Annotated in this window: 21 protein-coding genes; 13 read left to right on the forward strand and 8 right to left on the reverse strand. The window is 50.0% G+C overall.

Annotation, left to right across the window (positions count from 1 at the left end):
• From MVG27_RS03170 to mobA, 3 genes are read left to right on the forward strand one after another with little or no spacing between them, the layout of a single operon-like run.
• Entirely contained in the window at positions 1 to 318 is a 318-nt protein-coding gene (locus MVG27_RS03170) for a hypothetical protein (RefSeq protein ID WP_297551290.1), read from the forward strand.
• A gap of 40 nt (positions 319 to 358) precedes the next feature.
• Complete coding sequence (locus MVG27_RS03175; protein ID WP_297551288.1) at positions 359 to 811, forward strand: nucleotidyltransferase; 453 nt, start codon at positions 359 to 361, stop codon at positions 809 to 811.
• Entirely contained in the window at positions 808 to 1,392 is a 585-nt protein-coding gene (gene mobA / locus MVG27_RS03180; RefSeq protein WP_297551286.1) for a molybdenum cofactor guanylyltransferase MobA, read from the forward strand. Before MVG27_RS03175 ends, mobA begins: the two co-directional genes overlap by 4 nt.
• On the opposite strand, the gene MVG27_RS03185 is transcribed toward mobA, so the two are convergent.
• The 3 genes from MVG27_RS03185 to hypA form a co-directional block, all read right to left on the reverse strand.
• Positions 1,393 to 1,881: a hydrogenase 3 maturation endopeptidase HyCI gene (locus tag MVG27_RS03185; RefSeq protein WP_297551284.1), complete on the reverse strand. Its 489-nt coding sequence runs from the start codon at positions 1,879 to 1,881 to the stop codon at positions 1,393 to 1,395. It abuts the gene before it with no gap.
• Between the two features lie 66 nt (positions 1,882 to 1,947).
• The gene (locus MVG27_RS03190; protein ID WP_297551282.1) at positions 1,948 to 2,673 is read right to left on the reverse strand and encodes an Mrp/NBP35 family ATP-binding protein; all 726 of its coding nucleotides are present in this window, start codon (positions 2,671 to 2,673) and stop codon (positions 1,948 to 1,950) included.
• Positions 2,670 to 3,089: a hydrogenase nickel incorporation protein HypA gene (gene hypA, locus MVG27_RS03195; protein WP_297551280.1), complete on the reverse strand. Its 420-nt coding sequence runs from the start codon at positions 3,087 to 3,089 to the stop codon at positions 2,670 to 2,672. Before hypA ends, MVG27_RS03190 begins: the two co-directional genes overlap by 4 nt.
• Before the next feature lie 100 nt (positions 3,090 to 3,189).
• Here hypA and MVG27_RS03200 point away from each other — a divergent pair, with 100 nt between their 5' ends.
• On the forward strand, positions 3,190 to 4,068 hold the full coding sequence (locus MVG27_RS03200) for a cation diffusion facilitator family transporter (protein ID WP_297551278.1): 879 nt from the start codon (positions 3,190 to 3,192) through the stop codon (positions 4,066 to 4,068).
• Positions 4,069 to 4,075: 7 nt separating this feature from the next.
• Here the strand turns inward: MVG27_RS03200 and MVG27_RS03205 are convergent, their stop codons facing one another.
• Positions 4,076 to 5,758: a radical SAM protein gene (locus tag MVG27_RS03205; protein ID WP_297556153.1), complete on the reverse strand. Its 1,683-nt coding sequence runs from the start codon at positions 5,756 to 5,758 to the stop codon at positions 4,076 to 4,078.
• 152 nt (positions 5,759 to 5,910) lie between these two features.
• On the opposite strand from MVG27_RS03205, the gene MVG27_RS03210 reads away from it, so the two are divergent.
• Together MVG27_RS03210 and MVG27_RS03215 are read left to right on the forward strand one after the other, a co-directional pair.
• The gene (locus MVG27_RS03210) at positions 5,911 to 6,225 is read left to right on the forward strand and encodes a hypothetical protein (RefSeq protein ID WP_297551274.1); all 315 of its coding nucleotides are present in this window, start codon (positions 5,911 to 5,913) and stop codon (positions 6,223 to 6,225) included.
• Positions 6,226 to 6,286: 61 nt separating this feature from the next.
• A complete protein-coding gene (locus MVG27_RS03215) occupies positions 6,287 to 6,775 on the forward strand; it encodes a helix-turn-helix domain-containing protein (RefSeq protein WP_297551368.1) in 489 nt (162 codons plus the stop codon).
• On the opposite strand, the gene tdt is transcribed toward MVG27_RS03215, so the two are convergent.
• The gene (gene tdt / locus MVG27_RS03220; RefSeq protein ID WP_297551272.1) at positions 6,756 to 7,757 is read right to left on the reverse strand and encodes a tellurite-resistance/dicarboxylate transporter; all 1,002 of its coding nucleotides are present in this window, start codon (positions 7,755 to 7,757) and stop codon (positions 6,756 to 6,758) included. The two genes, MVG27_RS03215 and tdt, sit on opposite strands and share 20 nt — an antisense overlap.
• A gap of 131 nt (positions 7,758 to 7,888) precedes the next feature.
• Here tdt and MVG27_RS03225 point away from each other — a divergent pair, with 131 nt between their 5' ends.
• Positions 7,889 to 8,626, forward strand: coding sequence for a sulfite exporter TauE/SafE family protein (locus MVG27_RS03225; RefSeq protein ID WP_297551366.1), 738 nt, complete (start codon positions 7,889 to 7,891; stop codon positions 8,624 to 8,626).
• On the opposite strand, the gene MVG27_RS03230 is transcribed toward MVG27_RS03225, so the two are convergent.
• Entirely contained in the window at positions 8,616 to 9,041 is a 426-nt protein-coding gene (locus MVG27_RS03230; RefSeq protein WP_297551270.1) for a ferredoxin family protein, read from the reverse strand. The two genes, MVG27_RS03225 and MVG27_RS03230, sit on opposite strands and share 11 nt — an antisense overlap.
• A gap of 135 nt (positions 9,042 to 9,176) precedes the next feature.
• Between MVG27_RS03230 and MVG27_RS03235 the strand changes: the two genes are divergently transcribed.
• Together MVG27_RS03235 and MVG27_RS03240 are read left to right on the forward strand one after the other, a co-directional pair.
• A complete protein-coding gene (locus MVG27_RS03235) occupies positions 9,177 to 9,887 on the forward strand; it encodes an ABC transporter ATP-binding protein (protein WP_297551269.1) in 711 nt (236 codons plus the stop codon).
• On the forward strand, positions 9,884 to 10,834 hold the full coding sequence (locus MVG27_RS03240; protein ID WP_297551267.1) for a SufD family Fe-S cluster assembly protein: 951 nt from the start codon (positions 9,884 to 9,886) through the stop codon (positions 10,832 to 10,834). The genes MVG27_RS03235 and MVG27_RS03240 overlap by 4 nt, the downstream gene beginning before the upstream one ends.
• Here MVG27_RS03240 and MVG27_RS03245 read toward each other — a convergent pair whose 3' ends face one another.
• Positions 10,835 to 11,230 carry a NifB/NifX family molybdenum-iron cluster-binding protein gene (locus MVG27_RS03245; RefSeq protein WP_297551265.1) on the reverse strand — a complete coding sequence of 132 codons (396 nt, stop codon included), beginning with the start codon at positions 11,228 to 11,230 and terminating at the stop codon, positions 10,835 to 10,837.
• Between the two features lie 150 nt (positions 11,231 to 11,380).
• On the opposite strand from MVG27_RS03245, the gene MVG27_RS03250 reads away from it, so the two are divergent.
• The 4 genes from MVG27_RS03250 to MVG27_RS03265 are packed head-to-tail and all read left to right on the forward strand — an operon-like array spanning position 11,381 to position 14,368.
• Positions 11,381 to 11,866 (forward strand): universal stress protein, encoded by a 486-nt coding sequence (locus tag MVG27_RS03250; protein WP_297551263.1) that lies wholly within the window; start codon positions 11,381 to 11,383, stop codon positions 11,864 to 11,866.
• Complete coding sequence (locus MVG27_RS03255; RefSeq protein WP_297551261.1) at positions 11,863 to 12,888, forward strand: arsenic resistance protein; 1,026 nt, start codon at positions 11,863 to 11,865, stop codon at positions 12,886 to 12,888. Before MVG27_RS03250 ends, MVG27_RS03255 begins: the two co-directional genes overlap by 4 nt.
• 47 nt (positions 12,889 to 12,935) lie before the next feature.
• Entirely contained in the window at positions 12,936 to 13,526 is a 591-nt protein-coding gene (locus MVG27_RS03260; protein ID WP_297556155.1) for a cobalamin-dependent protein, read from the forward strand.
• Complete coding sequence (locus MVG27_RS03265) at positions 13,526 to 14,368, forward strand: radical SAM protein (protein ID WP_297551257.1); 843 nt, start codon at positions 13,526 to 13,528, stop codon at positions 14,366 to 14,368. Before MVG27_RS03260 ends, MVG27_RS03265 begins: the two co-directional genes overlap by 1 nt.
• On the opposite strand, the gene MVG27_RS03270 is transcribed toward MVG27_RS03265, so the two are convergent.
• The coding region (locus MVG27_RS03270) for an NAD(P)/FAD-dependent oxidoreductase (RefSeq protein ID WP_297556156.1) at positions 14,352 to 15,376 on the reverse strand (1,025 nt) is incomplete at its 5' end. The two genes, MVG27_RS03265 and MVG27_RS03270, sit on opposite strands and share 17 nt — an antisense overlap.

Here is a 15,376-nt window from a genome sequence, read left to right on the forward strand (position 1 = left end):
GTGCCCTGGAAGCTGTATCGCTTTAAATACGAGGATTACCCGGAGTACTCCGCGAGGATTACCGGACACTACGCCGGCGACCTGCTAATCATTGAGGAGGAAGGGGAGCTCAGCGAGGAGGCAGTGAAGCTTATAAAGAAAGCCTTGGGTATCGACGAAAAGGCTAGGGCCTTTGACATAGATGTCAGGGACGTGCTGAAGCTTCCAATCAAAGAACTGCCCGAGGAGGACAAAAAAGTCCTGCTGTCTGCCTCGGAAAAGCTGGACTCCGAAAGCAAACTCCACGTGGAGTACCGCTACCAGCCGACCTTCGATTGATTTTTATTTTCCTCAAAAACTTTTCTGGGGGGGTGAAGGAATGGACGCCGAGACCTTGAGAAGGGCCAAGGAGGAGCTGGTTCAAAGGATAAAGGACTTCTACGGTGACAACCTGCTCTCGATAATCTTCTACGGGAGGCACCTTAAGGACCCGGGCTTTCCTGAGATAGACGTGGTCGTTGTAATCGACAAACCCTACGACCCGGTTAAGATGAACCGCGTGGCTGACTTCGTTGAGAACATAAGGGACCCGATAGAGGAGAAGTACGGCTACCACGTCTCCTTTGAGCTCTACACAAGGGAAGAGGCAGAAAACTTCCACTCCGGCTACCTTGATGTTGTTGTTAACTACGAGGTGGCCTACGACAAGGATAACTACTTCCAGAACCTCCTCAGGGACATGCTGAATCCGGAAAAGGCAATGGACTACGTTAAATACATCAGCACGATTGAATACATCCCCGTCGAGGAAGAGGAGAGGGACGAGGAATGATAGGGGCCGTTTTGGCCGGCGGAAGGGGAAGGCGCTTCGGAGGAGATAAGCTACTCTTCAAAATTTCTGGGAAACCGCTGATTCTTTACACCATCGAGAGGCTGGAGAAAGCAAAAGAAATAGACGAAATAGTTCTGGTTGCTTCCAGAGAAAACGCGGAAAAGCTTGAAAGGCTCGGTTACAGGGTAGTTATTGATGAACTCCTCGTGGGCCCGATGGGAGGTATTTACACCGCCCTCTCCCTTGGCGACGCCTTCGTGGTTGCTGGCGACATGCCCCTTCTCGTTCCACAGTTTATCGACTTCATAATAGGGCGCTTTTATATAGAAAAAAAGCCGGTCTGCGTTCCGCGGTGGAGCAACGGCTACCTTGAACCCCTCCATGCCGCTTATTCAAGAGAGTTCAGGCCCTTTCTGGAAGAAAAAATCAAGAGTAAGAAGTACGCCATAAACCAGGCGATAAGGGAAAGCGAAGCTTGCTACATCGAAATCGAAAGCCTCCCCGAGGAGTGGAGGGAGAGCTTCTTCAACGTGAACACGCGGGAGGATTTGGGGAGGATTAATAAAAAATCCAGGACTTAATCATTTTTCTGAATTTCTGGAACTAAGAATCCCTGCTAGCAGTTCCGCCAGCCTTTCTGCACGTTTCTTTATCAGCTCGCTCGGCTCCTGGAATAACCCCGTCGAGCCGGGCTGACAGCCTATAAGCACGAACTCCGCCTTGACCATCGTCTTCATGAACTGGGTCACAAACTTTAGCGGAAGTCCGTGGGTCGAGACCCCCTCGCCTATCGTCCCCTCCGGGTCGGCTATTATGTACTCTCCCACTTCACCGCCAAAGTCAACGGCATCAACGAAAACCACTAGGTCCGGCTTGAAATCCTTTATCTTCCCCGTGTAGTTCTCTGGAACCTCACCGCAGTTTATCACGAGGACGTTTGGATTGTCAAGGAGTCCCTTCAGCCTCTCCGCAACGAGCACGCCAAAGGCATCGTCTCCCCTCATGTCGTTTCCTATACCGCAGATTACGATTCGCTCTTTCCCTTCAAAGATTTCTTCGAGGACGTTCATTTTAGGGCTCTCCTCCCGGTCTTACGTTAATTGTGCCATAATTTTAGAAAAGAACAAAATCAAAAATCAAATCTTCTCGGCTATCTCCCTTATCTTCCCTGCGAACTCGGTCTTCATGAGCTCCTCAACGTTCCCAATCTTGGCGTCTAGCTCCGGATAAAACGGTATTCCCCCCAGGTAGGGAATTCCGAACTCCTTCGCCAAAGCCTCGACGTCTTTCTCATCGTCGAGTTTCATGTTCTCCACGATTCCGAGAACTTTGTGCTTCTCCTCGAGGAGGAGCTGAACGAGCTTTCTAACAACGTTGAGTGCTAACTTTGATGGTGTCGCCACAACCAAAAACTCACCTCTCTTAAGGAAGCGGAGCACGTCGAGAAGCTGGTCTCCCAGACCCGGTGGCATGTCTATGATAAGGTAGTCAAGCTCGTCCCACCTCGTTATGGTGAGGAGTTCTATCAAAGCATCGCTTATCTCCTTCCCGCGGAGTGGCGTCGGTCTGTCCTCGGTGTAGTAAGCTATGGTCATGAACTTGATTCCGTGGACCGTGTGGGGAACGACTCCTTTGTCCTCCTCGGGGAACTCCTTCGGTTCGAAGCCGAGAATTACGTGGTCGCTTGCCCCGTGAAAGTCAAGGTCCAGCAATCCGACCTTGTAGCCCTTCTCAGCGAGAGCCAAAGCCAGGGTTGTGGAGATGAGGGATTTTCCAACTCCCCCTTTACCGCTGACGACGGGGATTATTCTCTTAACCTTCTCAAGCCTCGCGTTAATGGCTATCTCACGCGGGTCTATCATGCCTCTCCCTCCTTCTCAATCATTATCCCGGCGACGTAAACACCCCTACCCTGAATGACTTCAAAGTCGTGGCTTCCACACTTCGGACACGCTAAAAACGCGTGCACAACCTCGGGAATGAAGTGTATATCCTCCTTAATGCGCTCGTCGAATTTGTCCTTCACTTCCTTGAGCTTCCAGGTGTGTCCACAGTTACGGCACTTGAATATGGCCTCTTCCTCCTCGAAGATTATCTCCGCTCCCTCTGCAATGGTTCCCGCGAACATCTGCTCCATAGCGAACTTGACGATGTCCTCTGCAACGTCCTGCAGTTCTCCGAGAACGACCTTAACTGCTTTAACGCGCTTCGCTCCCTCTTTCCGGGCGTAATCGAGAACAGTTCTAACGATTGCATCAGCCAGCGCCCACTCGTGCATGGTATCACCGACGGAAATTGGAGTGCTACTTTAAAAAGGGTTGGGTTCAAGAGTGAGCAAAGATTATTAGATTGTTGGCCGATTGTTTCCCGGTGGTAAAGTGAAACATAAGGGCGAGTTAAGGCGGAAGCTTGTGTTCTCCGTTGTGCTGAACATTACCATAACAATTGCCGAGATCATCGGAGGAATACTCTCTGGGAGTTTAGCACTCTTGAGTGACTCATTCCATAACTTCAGCGATTCGATGAGTTTGCTTGGAAGCTACATCGCTTTAAAAATCTCCGAGAGAAAGCCTAACGAGAAGTACACCTTCGGCTACAAGAGGGCTGAAATCCTCGTTGCGTTTGTAAATTCAGCAGTTCTGGTCGGTATTTCGTTTTTCCTACTCGTTGAGGCATACAGACGCTTTAAGAACCCCCAGCCGATTGATACGGCCATAATGCTTCCCATTGCTGTTGTTGGTCTGGTTGCGAACCTTCTCTCGGTCCTGCTTCTTCATGATCATGCTCACGGGCTAAACATCCGCTCGGCTTATCTCCACTTGCTGAGCGATACTCTCTCCTCTGTGGCCGTTATCATAGGGGGTTTGTTAATCAGGTTCTACGGTGTTGGCTGGGTTGACCCGCTCGTCACAGTCTTTATATCCCTCTATATTCTCCGTGAAGCATATGTGGTTCTCAGGGAGAGCGTCGAGGTTCTAATGGAAGCCTCTCCTGAACTGGACTTTGAGGCAATAAAAGCCGAGCTTGAGTCCATTCCCGGCGTTAAGAACGCCCACCACTTCCACGCCTGGCGCGTTGGAGAGAACGAAATCCATTTTGAATGCCACCTTTCGGTTGAGGACATGCTCCTTAGCGAGGCTCAGAGAATTATAGACGAAGCTGAAAAAAGACTCAAAAAGTTTGGGATAACCCACGTTACGGTTCAACTCGAGGTTGATAGGTGTGCTGGTAAGGGCGTAGTCTGCGAAAAAGAATGAAAAAGAATCATGCCTTTACAGTTTCAGGAACGCTTACCTTTTCAAGCAACTTCTTCGTTGTTACTTCCACGGCGCTGTAGTAACTCGGCACGTAGAGGGTTGGTCCGCGCAGGATAACGCTTTCATCTACCCAGTTGACCTCCGTTATTCCTTTTGGTTTTCCGTGCTTCACTATGCTCTCCCAGAGGCGTTTGTTGATTATGCACCCGGGGTCATCACCGAGAACGTCCAGCGTGTAGTGGTAGGCCCTCGCGCGACAGCCACCACAGATGTTCCTGTATGGGCAGTTCCTGCACTGTCCTGTGAAGTTGTCCCTGTCGCGGAGGAGGTTGAATATCCTACTGTTTTCCCATATCTCCTTGAACGGCCTAACCCTGACGTTACCAACGGGTAACGGGAGGAATACACAGGGAACAACTGTCCCATCGGGCTCTATGCCTGCATAAATCCTTCCGGCTCCACAACCTCCGATGAACTCGGCGAGAGTTTTTACCGCGTTGTTCTCTCCGATGTAGAAGTGCGCAGGCGTTACGTTCTTGCCCTGGCTTTCTAAGAGGGTAACCCTCGCGTACTGTGGGGCCGTTGTGAGTATCTCAAGTTTCCGTTTCTTCATCTGTCTGTAAACTTCTTTCATGAACTCCTCGCGTTCCTCAGGTGATAAGTCCACCTTTACCATGTCCTCTGCCCTTCCCGTTGGAACCAAATTGAAGAATATGACGCGCTTAACCCCTATGTTTTCGGCCAAATCAAGTATGTCGTCTATTTCATGGTAGGTTTCTTTGTCCATGACCACGGCCATTCCGTGGCTTACTCCAAGTTCTACAGCGTTTTCAAGGGCTTTCACAGCGTGCTCCCATGCACCGGGGATTCCTCTGAACTTATCATGTTTCTCGGGCTTTGCTGAGTCAACGCTTACTTCAACGTACTTTATACCTGCCTCAACAGCTTTCTTGAGGTTTTCCATGTTGGCGAAGGTCCAACCGTTTGTGGCAACCGATGTGTGGATTCCCCTGCTTGACAGTTCTTTTACGATTCTGAGGAAGTGCGGGTGTATCGTCGGTTCGCCACCGCTTATTGCCACGGCCGCCACGCCTGCCTTGTCGAGCTGGTCAACGAGGTTGAGTTTCTCCTCTAAGGAAAGCTCGCTCGGGAGCGGTTTGTCGGCCCTCTGGTAGCAGTGCTTGCAGCGGAAGTTACACATGTTGGTAAAGTTCCAGACTATTAGGAAAGGTCCCGCCAAACGCTGTGGTACCGTAACTCCGTACTTGGCTATTCCCTCCAGAACGACCCATATTCCGCGCCTTATGTGTGGATCCTTCAGCAGGGCCTCTTTGACGGCTTCTTCATCTCCCTTCGCGAGCTTTATGCCCAGTTTGAGGAGAAGCTTGAGCGTCTCGGCCTGAAAGCGTATCATCATAGGAGCGTTCAGGCTTTCTCCAGCATAAACACTGAGGGCCCAGTACAGAGCGGGTAGCTCTCTCCCGTTTATTTCATAGCGTTTCAGCATGGGTCTCAGAAGTGCCCTTGAAAGTGGATTCCCCAAGATGAGCTTGAAGGCAGTTAGGGCGGTTGAAAGCTGATTTCCACCCTTTTTGTCTGGTTTTTCCACTATTCCCGGGCCGTTCATCGCCTTTGGAAAAGGTTCTTCAATAACTCCAGTGATTGTATCAATACTCTCATTTTCTCTCATGTCTGCCACCTCCAATATTAGTTAAGATAATAGATGCGTATAAGCTTTTCGATATATCATTTATGTCATTTTTGTTTGATATATCAAAAATAACCGAAAAGTTTAAATAATATGATGAGAATCTCCAATTGAAAACCCGGAGGTGATGAAAAATGGCCTCGGCCAAAACTGGAATGTGGACTGCTATATGTGGGGCTTGTTTGATATTGCTCGATGGTATCCTCGTTCTGGCCAACAAGAGCTTCTACGGATGGCACTACGGAAGTGCAAGCGTCGTTGGCTGGACTGAGATAATTTTAAGCCTTCTCATAATGGTCCTTGCTCCCTACTACAAGAAGAGCAAAGGCGCTATCGGCTGGACGATTGCCCTGCTGGCGTTAATAACGATGCCCTTTGATGGTGGCTTCTGGACTCTCGGTGCTTGGATTGCACTGATAGGTGGGGCCATAATAGCGACTGGGTCCTGATGTTTTTGCTTGTTTTTTTCGAAATTTTTATTATCAAATCTGTTGAATATTTTTATTGGTGATGACAATGAAAAAAGAAAAACATCAAAACAAGAGATTCATTGAGCTCGTGGAAAGGCTACTTGAGAGGTGGGGATATAATAGGACGGAAGGGAAAATTTACGCCGTCCTGCTTATGAATGGCAAACCCATGACGATTTCAGAGCTCGCAAAAAGCACTGGTCTCAGTAGGTCTTCGGTCTCAATAGCGCTTTCCAACTTGAGTAGGGAGTATTTAGTTACTTACAGAAAGGAAGGTAAAACCAAGTATTTCTCGGCCGTTCCAGTTTTTCTGGAGAAGTTTCTCAAGCAACCCCAGGAGATGCTAGAGCGGGAGGTTTTACCCCTTAAGAAGGTTGTGGAATCCCTGTTGGAATCGGCTGAGAGCGATGAAAAAAGAGCAACTTACGAGGCTATACTCTCAGACCTTTCGACCCTTGAGTGTGTTCTCAAAAGATTGATAGAGTTCGAAGAAAGGGACGAGCTCTGTTTTAAGAAGGGGTCCTCCTGAGCCCCATCATCTTTATTGCTGTGACCAACCACAGTCCGAGAAGTGGCCATAACAAAATGAATCCGAAAACGTTCAGGAGGTTTAAATGGAATGCTTCTCCTAAGTCTAGTGTTGAGTTAGTGAAGGCTCCTATCGGGAAAATGAACGCCCACCACGAGGTGCTGTAGGGCAGATGGAGGTTCCTAACGTAATGGATGGTTAACGCCGTTGCCATGACCAGCCACCAGAAGCCCAGACCCCAGAGGAAGAACGCGAAGACCATGAAAGGTTCCCTTGGGATTGGTATCGTTGAGTTCTTTACGAGGGCGAAGAGCGCTGTTATGCTTGCCCCTATCGGTCCGAGGTTCATCCAGATGAGCGGGGCCATTTGTGGTGGCATGAGCTCGTGTCTTATGAAGCGGAACGTGACTACAGCGTAGAGCACTAGATATAGGAAGAACCCGGCGCCCCAGCCGAGGTAATTTACCGTAACGACCATCTGGTTGGTGTATCCACTAGTTGTTCTCATGAACACGGCTCCGAACGGGATTATTACAAGGGCCACCGGGGGAATATACCAGGCAGGCGAAAGGTGCTTTAAGTCAACTTCTCCGGCTATGAAAATCTCATACGACATCCAGAAGGCAAATATGAATGTTAGAACCAGTCCCCAGAGCCAGAGGTACCACGCCAGCTTAAGGTTGTGGAGCACAACTATAAACTGCGCCGCAAGGACTATGGTAGCCGCCCCACTCGTTCCGTAGAAGTGTCCCATCGCGGGATGCCTGAGGTCGTCGAGGGCGTTTTTCATGTAAAGTATCCACCTGAGCAACCATGGAACGAGCAGAAGGACATAAAGCACGGCGTTAAGATAGGTTAAGGCGATTCCCACATCTTTCAAGGGTTCCCAGTATTGTGAGTACCTGTAACTTGCTATGCTAACAGCTCCAGTTCCCATGACGCTGGCAAAGAGGGCCGGGTTGAACTTTTTTACGAAATTCATGAAAAAAATCCCTCCTTCGATTTTTGTTTCACATGACTTTGGTCTCACTTATAAATTTTGCCCAGCAAAACGTCATAAGACGAGTGAAAAACCTTTTAAGTGACCTAACGTTCATCCGGCCGGTGAGGCTAATGAACTATCCTGAGCTTGCACTCATAGCATTTATCCTCAGCGTTGTCTTCTCCATAGGTGGCGTTGGCAGTGCGATAGCAATAGTCCCCACGATGACGTGGCTAGGCGTCCCTCTGATGACGGCGAAGCCAACTGGCCTCTTCATAAATACCCTCTCAATGCTCTCGGCGACGCTCAAGAACCTGAAACACGGTAAGCTAGACCACCGCTTCGGCCTTCCAATACTGCTAGTCGCTACTGCCATGGCTCCGGTTGGTGCCTACGCCGGAAAGATAATACCTAAAGTCTACGTCCTCTGGGTCTTCATAGCGTTTCTCCTCTACTCCGGAACGATGATGATTTTCTTCAGGCCGAAGAGAAGGCCAAAGGAGGGAAACCACATCGTGGAGGGTTCAATAATCGGCGGAATAGCCGGTTTCCTCGGTGGTCTCCTTGGGGTGGGTGGCGGTGGGATAATAAGCCCTGCTTTGATAATGCTTGGCTATGAACCCAAAAAGGTGGCAGCTACAACAGCTCTTGTGGTGTTCTTCTCCTCGCTGAGTGGTTTTCTAACTTACTGGGGTATGGGAACACTTGACTGGAGGCTTTTGCTCTGGGTCTCCGTTCCGGCTATAGCCGGCGGCTGGCTTGGGACGCATTTGATGCACTTCAAAATGAGCTCTGGGCAGGTAAAAAAAGTGATAGGAATAATCATGTATATTATGGCCATCAAGATTTTTCTTGTTGTTATGGGTTAAAGACACTTTCAGTTTCTTGGGGGTTTTCTTTATTGTTTTCTGCTTTTTCTGTTAGAGGTTTCGTTATTTCAAAGGCTTTTCTGATAATTCCGTTTTCTATGATTAGCTTTTTAACGTACTCTTTTGGAGGGAACTCAATGGCATTGCATGGACAAAGTGTTGCACAAGTAGAACAACCGACCATACAGTTGTAGGGCCTTGCTACGACGGGCTTTCCTCTCTCTCTGTCCCAGTCGAAGACTCTTCTTCCACAAGTTATAAAGCATATACCACATCCGGCACAGAGATCATAGTTTATTTTTGGGTACCATTCTATTTTCTTTCTGTCGATTCCCCACCATGGAATAATGCTCAGATCCTTAACGGGTCTTCCAAGGGCATCTTTTCCTATGATGGGCGCCTCAACGTTTGACATTTTTCATCACCTGTAGGAATCTTAACATATTATATTTAAAATTTTTTTCATATGTTATTGTTCTCAACCATAGGTTCTGGACAGTTTTGACCCAAAAGATTAAAATAAAATTCATGTGAAAAATTGCTGATAAAAATGCTCTGCCTGAGAAACGTTGAGTATGAAAAAAACGGTCGGAAAATCCTTCACGGTGTTAACATGACCTTCAGGGAGGGCATGAGCTACTCGATACTCGGACCTAATGGTGCAGGGAAATCAACGATAGCAAGAATCCTGATGGGTGAACTAAAGCCAACTTCCGGTGAGGTTCTCTTCGATGGAAGGGACATCACAGGGCTTAACGTTACTGAGAGAGCCAGACTGGGAATAAGCATGGCTTGGCAGGAGCCGGCGCGCTACGAGGGGATAAGAATCAGAGAGTACCTCACCCTCGGCGGGAAGCTGAAGGTTGGGAAAGACGAGATAAAGGAGGCACTTGAGCTTGTCGGTCTCTCTTATAAACTCTACGCGGGAAGGATGATAGACAAAACCCTCAGCGGCGGCGAGAGAAAGAGGATTGAATTAGCTTCGCTCCTCCTCCTGAAACCAAGGTATGCTATCCTAGACGAGCCCGACTCCGGCCTCGACATAACTGCGGGTGAGCTTATTGAGGGGCTCCTTAACTGCTTTAAAAAGACAGGAACGACAATTATTCTAATCACTCACCACGAAGAAATAGCCAGAAAAACTGATTTTGCGTACTTTCTCTGCGCCGGCAGGCTCGTCAAGAAGGGCTTCTCGCGGGAGGTCGTTGAGTACTACAGAAAAACCTGCGGAAAGTGCCTCTTCGTGGAGGGGTCGCCATGACGATAAAGATTGACCGCGTGAAGGAGTATGAGGCCCTGCTCGATATCTACGAGCATGAGGGGCTTGATAAGTCGCTCTTCGGGGACAGGATAGCCGCGATAATTATAAGCGGGGACAGGATAATCGGCCTCAACAACGTTCCGGGAGTTGAAATAAAGGGCGAGGAGATAGAAAACGGCGTGAGGGCTGACATTAAGATAGCCAATGGGGTGGAGCTTCCCTTCCCAATTCACCTCTGCACTGGCTACCTCAAGGGCGAGGGCTACCAGAGGGTTGAGTTCAACATAACCACTGGAAAGAACTCAAAGGTGAAATTCACGTCCCACTGCATCTTTCCCTACGCGGAAGACTTCACTCACGAAGCAATATCGAGAATAACCGTTGGCGAGAACTCAAGCGTTCTATATGAGGATGAGCACATACACGGCCGAGGTGTCAAGATGATTAGTAGGACCGAGATTGATGTTGAGACCTGTGGTCGCTACATTGGCAGGTTTAGTCTCACAAAGCACCGCGCGAGGGAGCTTAAGCTTGAGATGACCGCGAAGCTCGCTGAGGGGGCCGTTGCCGAGCTGACGTCGAAGGTTAAAGCTGTAAAAGACGACTCGGTCGAGATAAGGGAAGTCCTCCTGCTGGATGGTTCTCACTCAAGGGGCAATCTGAAGAGCACGGTTGTAGCTTTTGATAACTCAAGGGTCAACGTCGTGAACGAGGCCTACGGCCTTGGGGACTACGCGAAGGGCCACGTCGAGTGCCATGAAATAGTTAAGGGGAATGCTGATGTCCAAACTATTCCCCTGCTAAGGGTAAAGAACGACAAGGCGGAACTCACGCACGAGGCCTCGATAGGGAGGATAAACGAGGCCCAGCTGATCCAGCTCATGGCGAAGGGACTAACCGAGGATGAGGCGGCGGAGCTGATTATAAAGGGACTTTTAGGGGAGTAACTATTCTTGCTTTTCACAGTTTCCTTTGTGCCCATTCTCCCGCTCTATCTTCTCCTTCCAGTTGCGGTCAACCTCAAGAACCTGCTCAATGAAAGCCTTAACAACGTCCTTAATCGGGCCATAGGCACCGGTAACGACCGTTATTCCGAGTTCATTGAAGTAGCTCACAGCCTTCCTTCCCATGCCATAAGCTAAAACAACCTCTCCACCGTGCTCCTTCACAAATCTCGGCAGGTCTCCAGGCCTGTGCTCCTCGAAGGGAACCTCAACCACTTCATAACCTTTAATCTCGTTGTCCTCGATATCAACAAAAACAAAGTATTTGGCCCTTCCAAAGTGACCACTGACGTTACTTTCCAGTCCTCTATCATTCTCGGCGGGAATTGCGATTCTCATCTTGGCCACCTTACTAGTGAATATTTTTTCAAGCTATAAATGTTGCGATATATGAAAATAATCACATCTGTTCAGCAAACTTTAAAAACCATTAGGTTCCCCTAATCCATGAAAATAATATAAAATGAAAAATTTAACAGGTGATGTAAAATGTTCAGAAAGGTGCTCTTCCCGACGGATTTCAGCGAAGGCTCGGAGAGGGCCGCGAAACGGTTTGAAAAAACGAACGAGGTTCCAGTAGGTGAGGTTATTCTCCTCCACGTCATCGACGAGGGAACCCTTGAAGACCTCATGAACGGCTACTCGCTCCTATACGAGGACGAGGAGCTTGAGCTTGAGGAGGTGAAGAGGAAGCTTGAGGACAAGATTATGAAGAAGCTCCAAGCAAAGGTAGAGGACGTGAAGAAGGCCTTCAAGGCCGAGAGGGTCAAGCCCCTCGTCCGCTTCGGCTTTCCGTGGGAGGAGATAGTTAAGGTGGCCGAAGAGGAGGATGTCTCCCTCATAATACTCCCGACCCATGGGAAGCTCGGCTTTTCCAAGGAACTCATCGGTTCAACAGCGATGCGCGTGCTAAAGAAGACTTACCGCCCTGTTCTGCTTATAAAACCAAAGTGCAGGTGTGGTGATGAAGAATGAACTGGTTAAAGCTTAAGAACCACCTCGATAAATACCTCCCGGTTTACGTTACGCTTGCGATGGTAGCGGGCTTCTACGTCGGAACGCACGCAAACCTCAAGCCCTACCACGAAACGCTCAAGACCCTCAACATGCTCGTCGTCATTAGCATGATATACCCCATGATGATAAATCTCCGCCTCGGCGAGCTCAAGAACAGCGCCAAGCTCGGGAAACAGTTAGCTATAGCTCTCACGATGGGTCTCGTGATTTCCCCGCTCATCATGTATGGCGCGATATGGCTTACCGAGCTGTTCCACCCGGTTGACCATATGCTCGCTCTCGGGCTTCTCTTGGCGGTCGTCGTCCCCTGCTCCTCAATGAGCATAGCCTACACCGGCTTCACAAAGGGCAACATCGAGCTCGCGACCATCGTCGTAGCTTTGAGCTTCACCTTGGCTATTGTCACCGTCCCGGCGTGGCTCAAGGTCTTTGCATCAAGCTACCACGTAGCAATCTCGGTCTGGCTCCTCGTCAAGACCATAATAATCGTCGTCATAACGCCAATGATACTCGGCGTCCTCACGAGGGCTTACCTTATGGGCAAGCTCGGCCCGGAGGGCTTCCTCAGGATTAAGCCGGCCTTCCCAGCAATCTCACTCCTCGGCATGTACACCATCGTTTTCCTCATATTCATGGAGAAGGCGAAACTCATAGCCAGCAAGCCTGGCGTTGTTGGATTGGCCTTAATCCCGCTGGTCATCTACTACACCACCGCACTGCTCTTCATGACCTTCGTGGACAAAGCCGTGGGGATACCCTACAAGGACCACATGGCAATAACCTTCACCTCAGTTGGAAAGAACGAGGGAACTGCAATGGCAATAGCTTTAGCGGCAGGAACGGGCCTTATGGCAATCGCTCCCGCAGTAACCCCAATAGTCCAGATACCGTTTTTGGTCGGCTACGTCAAGGCTTGGAGGAAAATTGCCTTACTCTGGAACTGCAGAATAACAGAGGAGGAAATCAAAATTTCGGCTTAATCCAAACTTTTTACCCTTTTCCAAAACCCTATAACCTGACGTCTGGGATGATGGGATTGAGGATTCTCCTCGTGATGCCTCCGACTGAGAGCGCAATAAAGCGGGTTGTCGGCGCCACAGGGCCCCCGTTGGGACTGGCTTACCTCGCCTCAATGATACGCGAGGAGCACGACGTCAGGATAATCGACGGCATAGCCGAGGACTTAACCTTTGAAGACGTTATGAAAATACTAAAACGCTACGACCCGGACATAGTTGGGATAACCGCCACCACTTCGGCCATGTACGACTCCTACGCCGTTGCAAAGATAGCCAAGAACCTCAACGAGAACGTCTTTGTCGTAATGGGAGGCCCCCACGTTACGTTCACACCCGAGCTGACGATGAGGGAGTGCCCGTGCATAGATGCGGTGGTCAGAGGGGAGGGTGAACTCACCTTCAAGGAACTCGTTGATGCTGTCGACAAGGGCCGTTCGTTGAAGGGTATCCTCGGACTGTCCTATCAGGAAGAAAACGGCAAAATACGGAACGAGCCTCCGAGACCCCTCATACAGAACGTGGATGAGATTCCAATCCCCTCTTATGACCTCCTTCCAATGGGCAAATATGTTGCAGATGGACCCCCTTCGGAACGATAATGACGAGCAGGGGTTGCCCATTCAACTGCGCTTTCTGCTCCTCCTCGCTTCAGTTCGGGAAGAGGTGGCGCGGCCACAGCGTGGACAGGGTCATAGAAGAACTCTCCATACTCCGCTACGATTACGGCAGGAGGGAGATAGAGTTCCTCGATGATACGTTCACACTCAACAAGGTTAGGGCCGTTAAGATAGCCGAGGCCATAAAGAGGGAGGGACTTGACATAACCTGGACGGCATCCTCAAGGGTGAACACGTTCAACGAAAAGGTTGCAAAGGCTATGAAAGCCGGGGGCTGCCACACTGTTTACTTTGGCATAGAGTCAGGCTCCCAGAAAACGCTGGACTTCATAGGGAAGGGTATAACACCAGAACAGTCGCTTGAGGCGGTTAAGACCGCCAAAAAAGCCGGACTTCAGGCGCTCGGCTCTTTTATAATCGGCTTCCCGGAGGAGACGAGGGAGGAAGTCGAGACGACAATAAAGTTCGCCAAGAAGGTTGGAGTTGACTTCGCCCAGTTCACGATAGCGACACCTTATCCGGGAACGAGACTCTGGACCTACGCGATTCAGAACAACCTCCTCCTAACGAGAAACTGGAGAAAGTACACGACCATCGACCCAGTTATGAAGCTGAAGCACTTCACCCCCGAGGGCATCGCAAAGATGCTGAGGAGGGCTTACCTATCTTTCTATCTGAGGCCGAAGGTTCTCCTGAAAGACCTTCTAGAGAGACACGGGTTCATTCTTAAGAGGGCGATCCGCGGCATCCTCAACATTTACTACGGCACGAAAAGAAGTAGAGAAGCCGGCGAGATTCCTCTCAAAACTATGTCCTTTGATTGATTTCCATCTTTTTCCATACCTCCCTCACGAAGGACTTAGTGTCGCTCATCGAGTTTATCTTTATCTCCCTCCTCGTCCTGACGAGGTACTCAATGGCTCCAGCGTACTGGAGAGCGTATTCACCAACGAGCTGTGCCCCGTTTAGTTTACCATTCTCGATGAAGAGCTTTGCTATGTGCGAGCCGTGCCACATCTCCTTCCTCGCCCCGATGAAGGTCCCTATGGACGCGAAGACCCTGTCGAATATTGTTATTATGTTCATGTTTATCGAACCGCGGTAGCGCTTCTCAACTCCGAGCATGTTGTAGCCGGCAACCCTCCCCTGCTCCTTAGCGAGCGGCCAGATGGCGAAGATGCCGTAGCGACCGGTTACTAGGTCGCGCGTCTCGGCGCAGTCCCCCGCTGCGTACACATCTTCCACGTTCGTCCTCATCCTCTCGTCCGTGAGTATGCCACCCCTGTCCCCAAGGGCTATTCTCCCGTCGAGGAAGTTCAGGTTAGGTCTCACGCCGATTGCCGCGACCACGATGTCGCCGTAGATGACACCGCAGGGGGCCTTGACCCCCTCAACCGGGTCGCCCACTAGGTCTATGCTCTTCTCGAAGAGAACCTTGACGCCGTTTAGTATCATCACGTCCCTTATGATGTCCGAGATGTCCTTGTCGAAGAGCCTCCTTAGAATCCTTGAACGGCAGATTATCACGGGATCCGCCCCGCGTTTCTTCAGGGCTATCGCGGTCTCGACCGCCACAGGTCCGGCGCCGATTATTATTGCCCTCCCGCGCACCTTCATGAGCCTCTCAGCGTCTTCCAGGGTTCTGACGCCTATGACGTTCTCCCTCCTGAACTGCGGGATTATGTTGGGCTTTGCACCGCTCGAGATGAGAAGCCTGTCGTAGTCTATCTCCTCCCCGTTGTCGAGGAGCACCTTCTTGGTATCAGTGTCGACCTTAACGACCTCCCTTCCCATGAGGTAGTCTATACCGCTGGAGCGGACGAAGTGCCAGT

The organism is Thermococcus sp. (assembly GCF_027011145.1).
Lineage (GTDB): Archaea > Methanobacteriota_B > Thermococci > Thermococcales > Thermococcaceae > Thermococcus.

Bases quoted from the DNA above. Each gene is read 5' to 3' on its own strand.
- mobA (WP_297551286.1), top strand. From the start codon at position 808: ATGATAGGGGCCGTTTTGGCCGGCGGAAGGGGAAGGCGCTTCGGAGGA.
- MVG27_RS03255 (WP_297551261.1), top strand. From the start codon at position 11,863: ATGAACTGGTTAAAGCTTAAGAACCACCTCGATAAATACCTCCCGGTT.
- MVG27_RS03250 (WP_297551263.1), top strand. From the start codon at position 11,381: ATGTTCAGAAAGGTGCTCTTCCCGACGGATTTCAGCGAAGGCTCGGAG.
- MVG27_RS03230 (WP_297551270.1), bottom strand. From the start codon at position 9,041: ATGTCAAACGTTGAGGCGCCCATCATAGGAAAAGATGCCCTTGGAAGA.
- tdt (WP_297551272.1), bottom strand. From the start codon at position 7,757: ATGAATTTCGTAAAAAAGTTCAACCCGGCCCTCTTTGCCAGCGTCATG.
- MVG27_RS03265 (WP_297551257.1), top strand. From the start codon at position 13,526: ATGACGAGCAGGGGTTGCCCATTCAACTGCGCTTTCTGCTCCTCCTCG.
- MVG27_RS03240 (WP_297551267.1), top strand. From the start codon at position 9,884: ATGACGATAAAGATTGACCGCGTGAAGGAGTATGAGGCCCTGCTCGAT.
- hypA (WP_297551280.1), bottom strand. From the start codon at position 3,089: ATGCACGAGTGGGCGCTGGCTGATGCAATCGTTAGAACTGTTCTCGAT.
- MVG27_RS03225 (WP_297551366.1), top strand. From the start codon at position 7,889: ATGAACTATCCTGAGCTTGCACTCATAGCATTTATCCTCAGCGTTGTC.
- MVG27_RS03175 (WP_297551288.1), top strand. From the start codon at position 359: ATGGACGCCGAGACCTTGAGAAGGGCCAAGGAGGAGCTGGTTCAAAGG.
- MVG27_RS03260 (WP_297556155.1), top strand. From the start codon at position 12,936: ATGATGGGATTGAGGATTCTCCTCGTGATGCCTCCGACTGAGAGCGCA.
- MVG27_RS03190 (WP_297551282.1), bottom strand. From the start codon at position 2,673: ATGATAGACCCGCGTGAGATAGCCATTAACGCGAGGCTTGAGAAGGTT.
- MVG27_RS03245 (WP_297551265.1), bottom strand. From the start codon at position 11,230: ATGAGAATCGCAATTCCCGCCGAGAATGATAGAGGACTGGAAAGTAAC.
- MVG27_RS03210 (WP_297551274.1), top strand. From the start codon at position 5,911: ATGGCCTCGGCCAAAACTGGAATGTGGACTGCTATATGTGGGGCTTGT.
- MVG27_RS03235 (WP_297551269.1), top strand. From the start codon at position 9,177: ATGCTCTGCCTGAGAAACGTTGAGTATGAAAAAAACGGTCGGAAAATC.
- MVG27_RS03205 (WP_297556153.1), bottom strand. From the start codon at position 5,758: ATGAGAGAAAATGAGAGTATTGATACAATCACTGGAGTTATTGAAGAA.
- MVG27_RS03185 (WP_297551284.1), bottom strand. From the start codon at position 1,881: ATGAACGTCCTCGAAGAAATCTTTGAAGGGAAAGAGCGAATCGTAATC.
- MVG27_RS03215 (WP_297551368.1), top strand. From the start codon at position 6,287: ATGACAATGAAAAAAGAAAAACATCAAAACAAGAGATTCATTGAGCTC.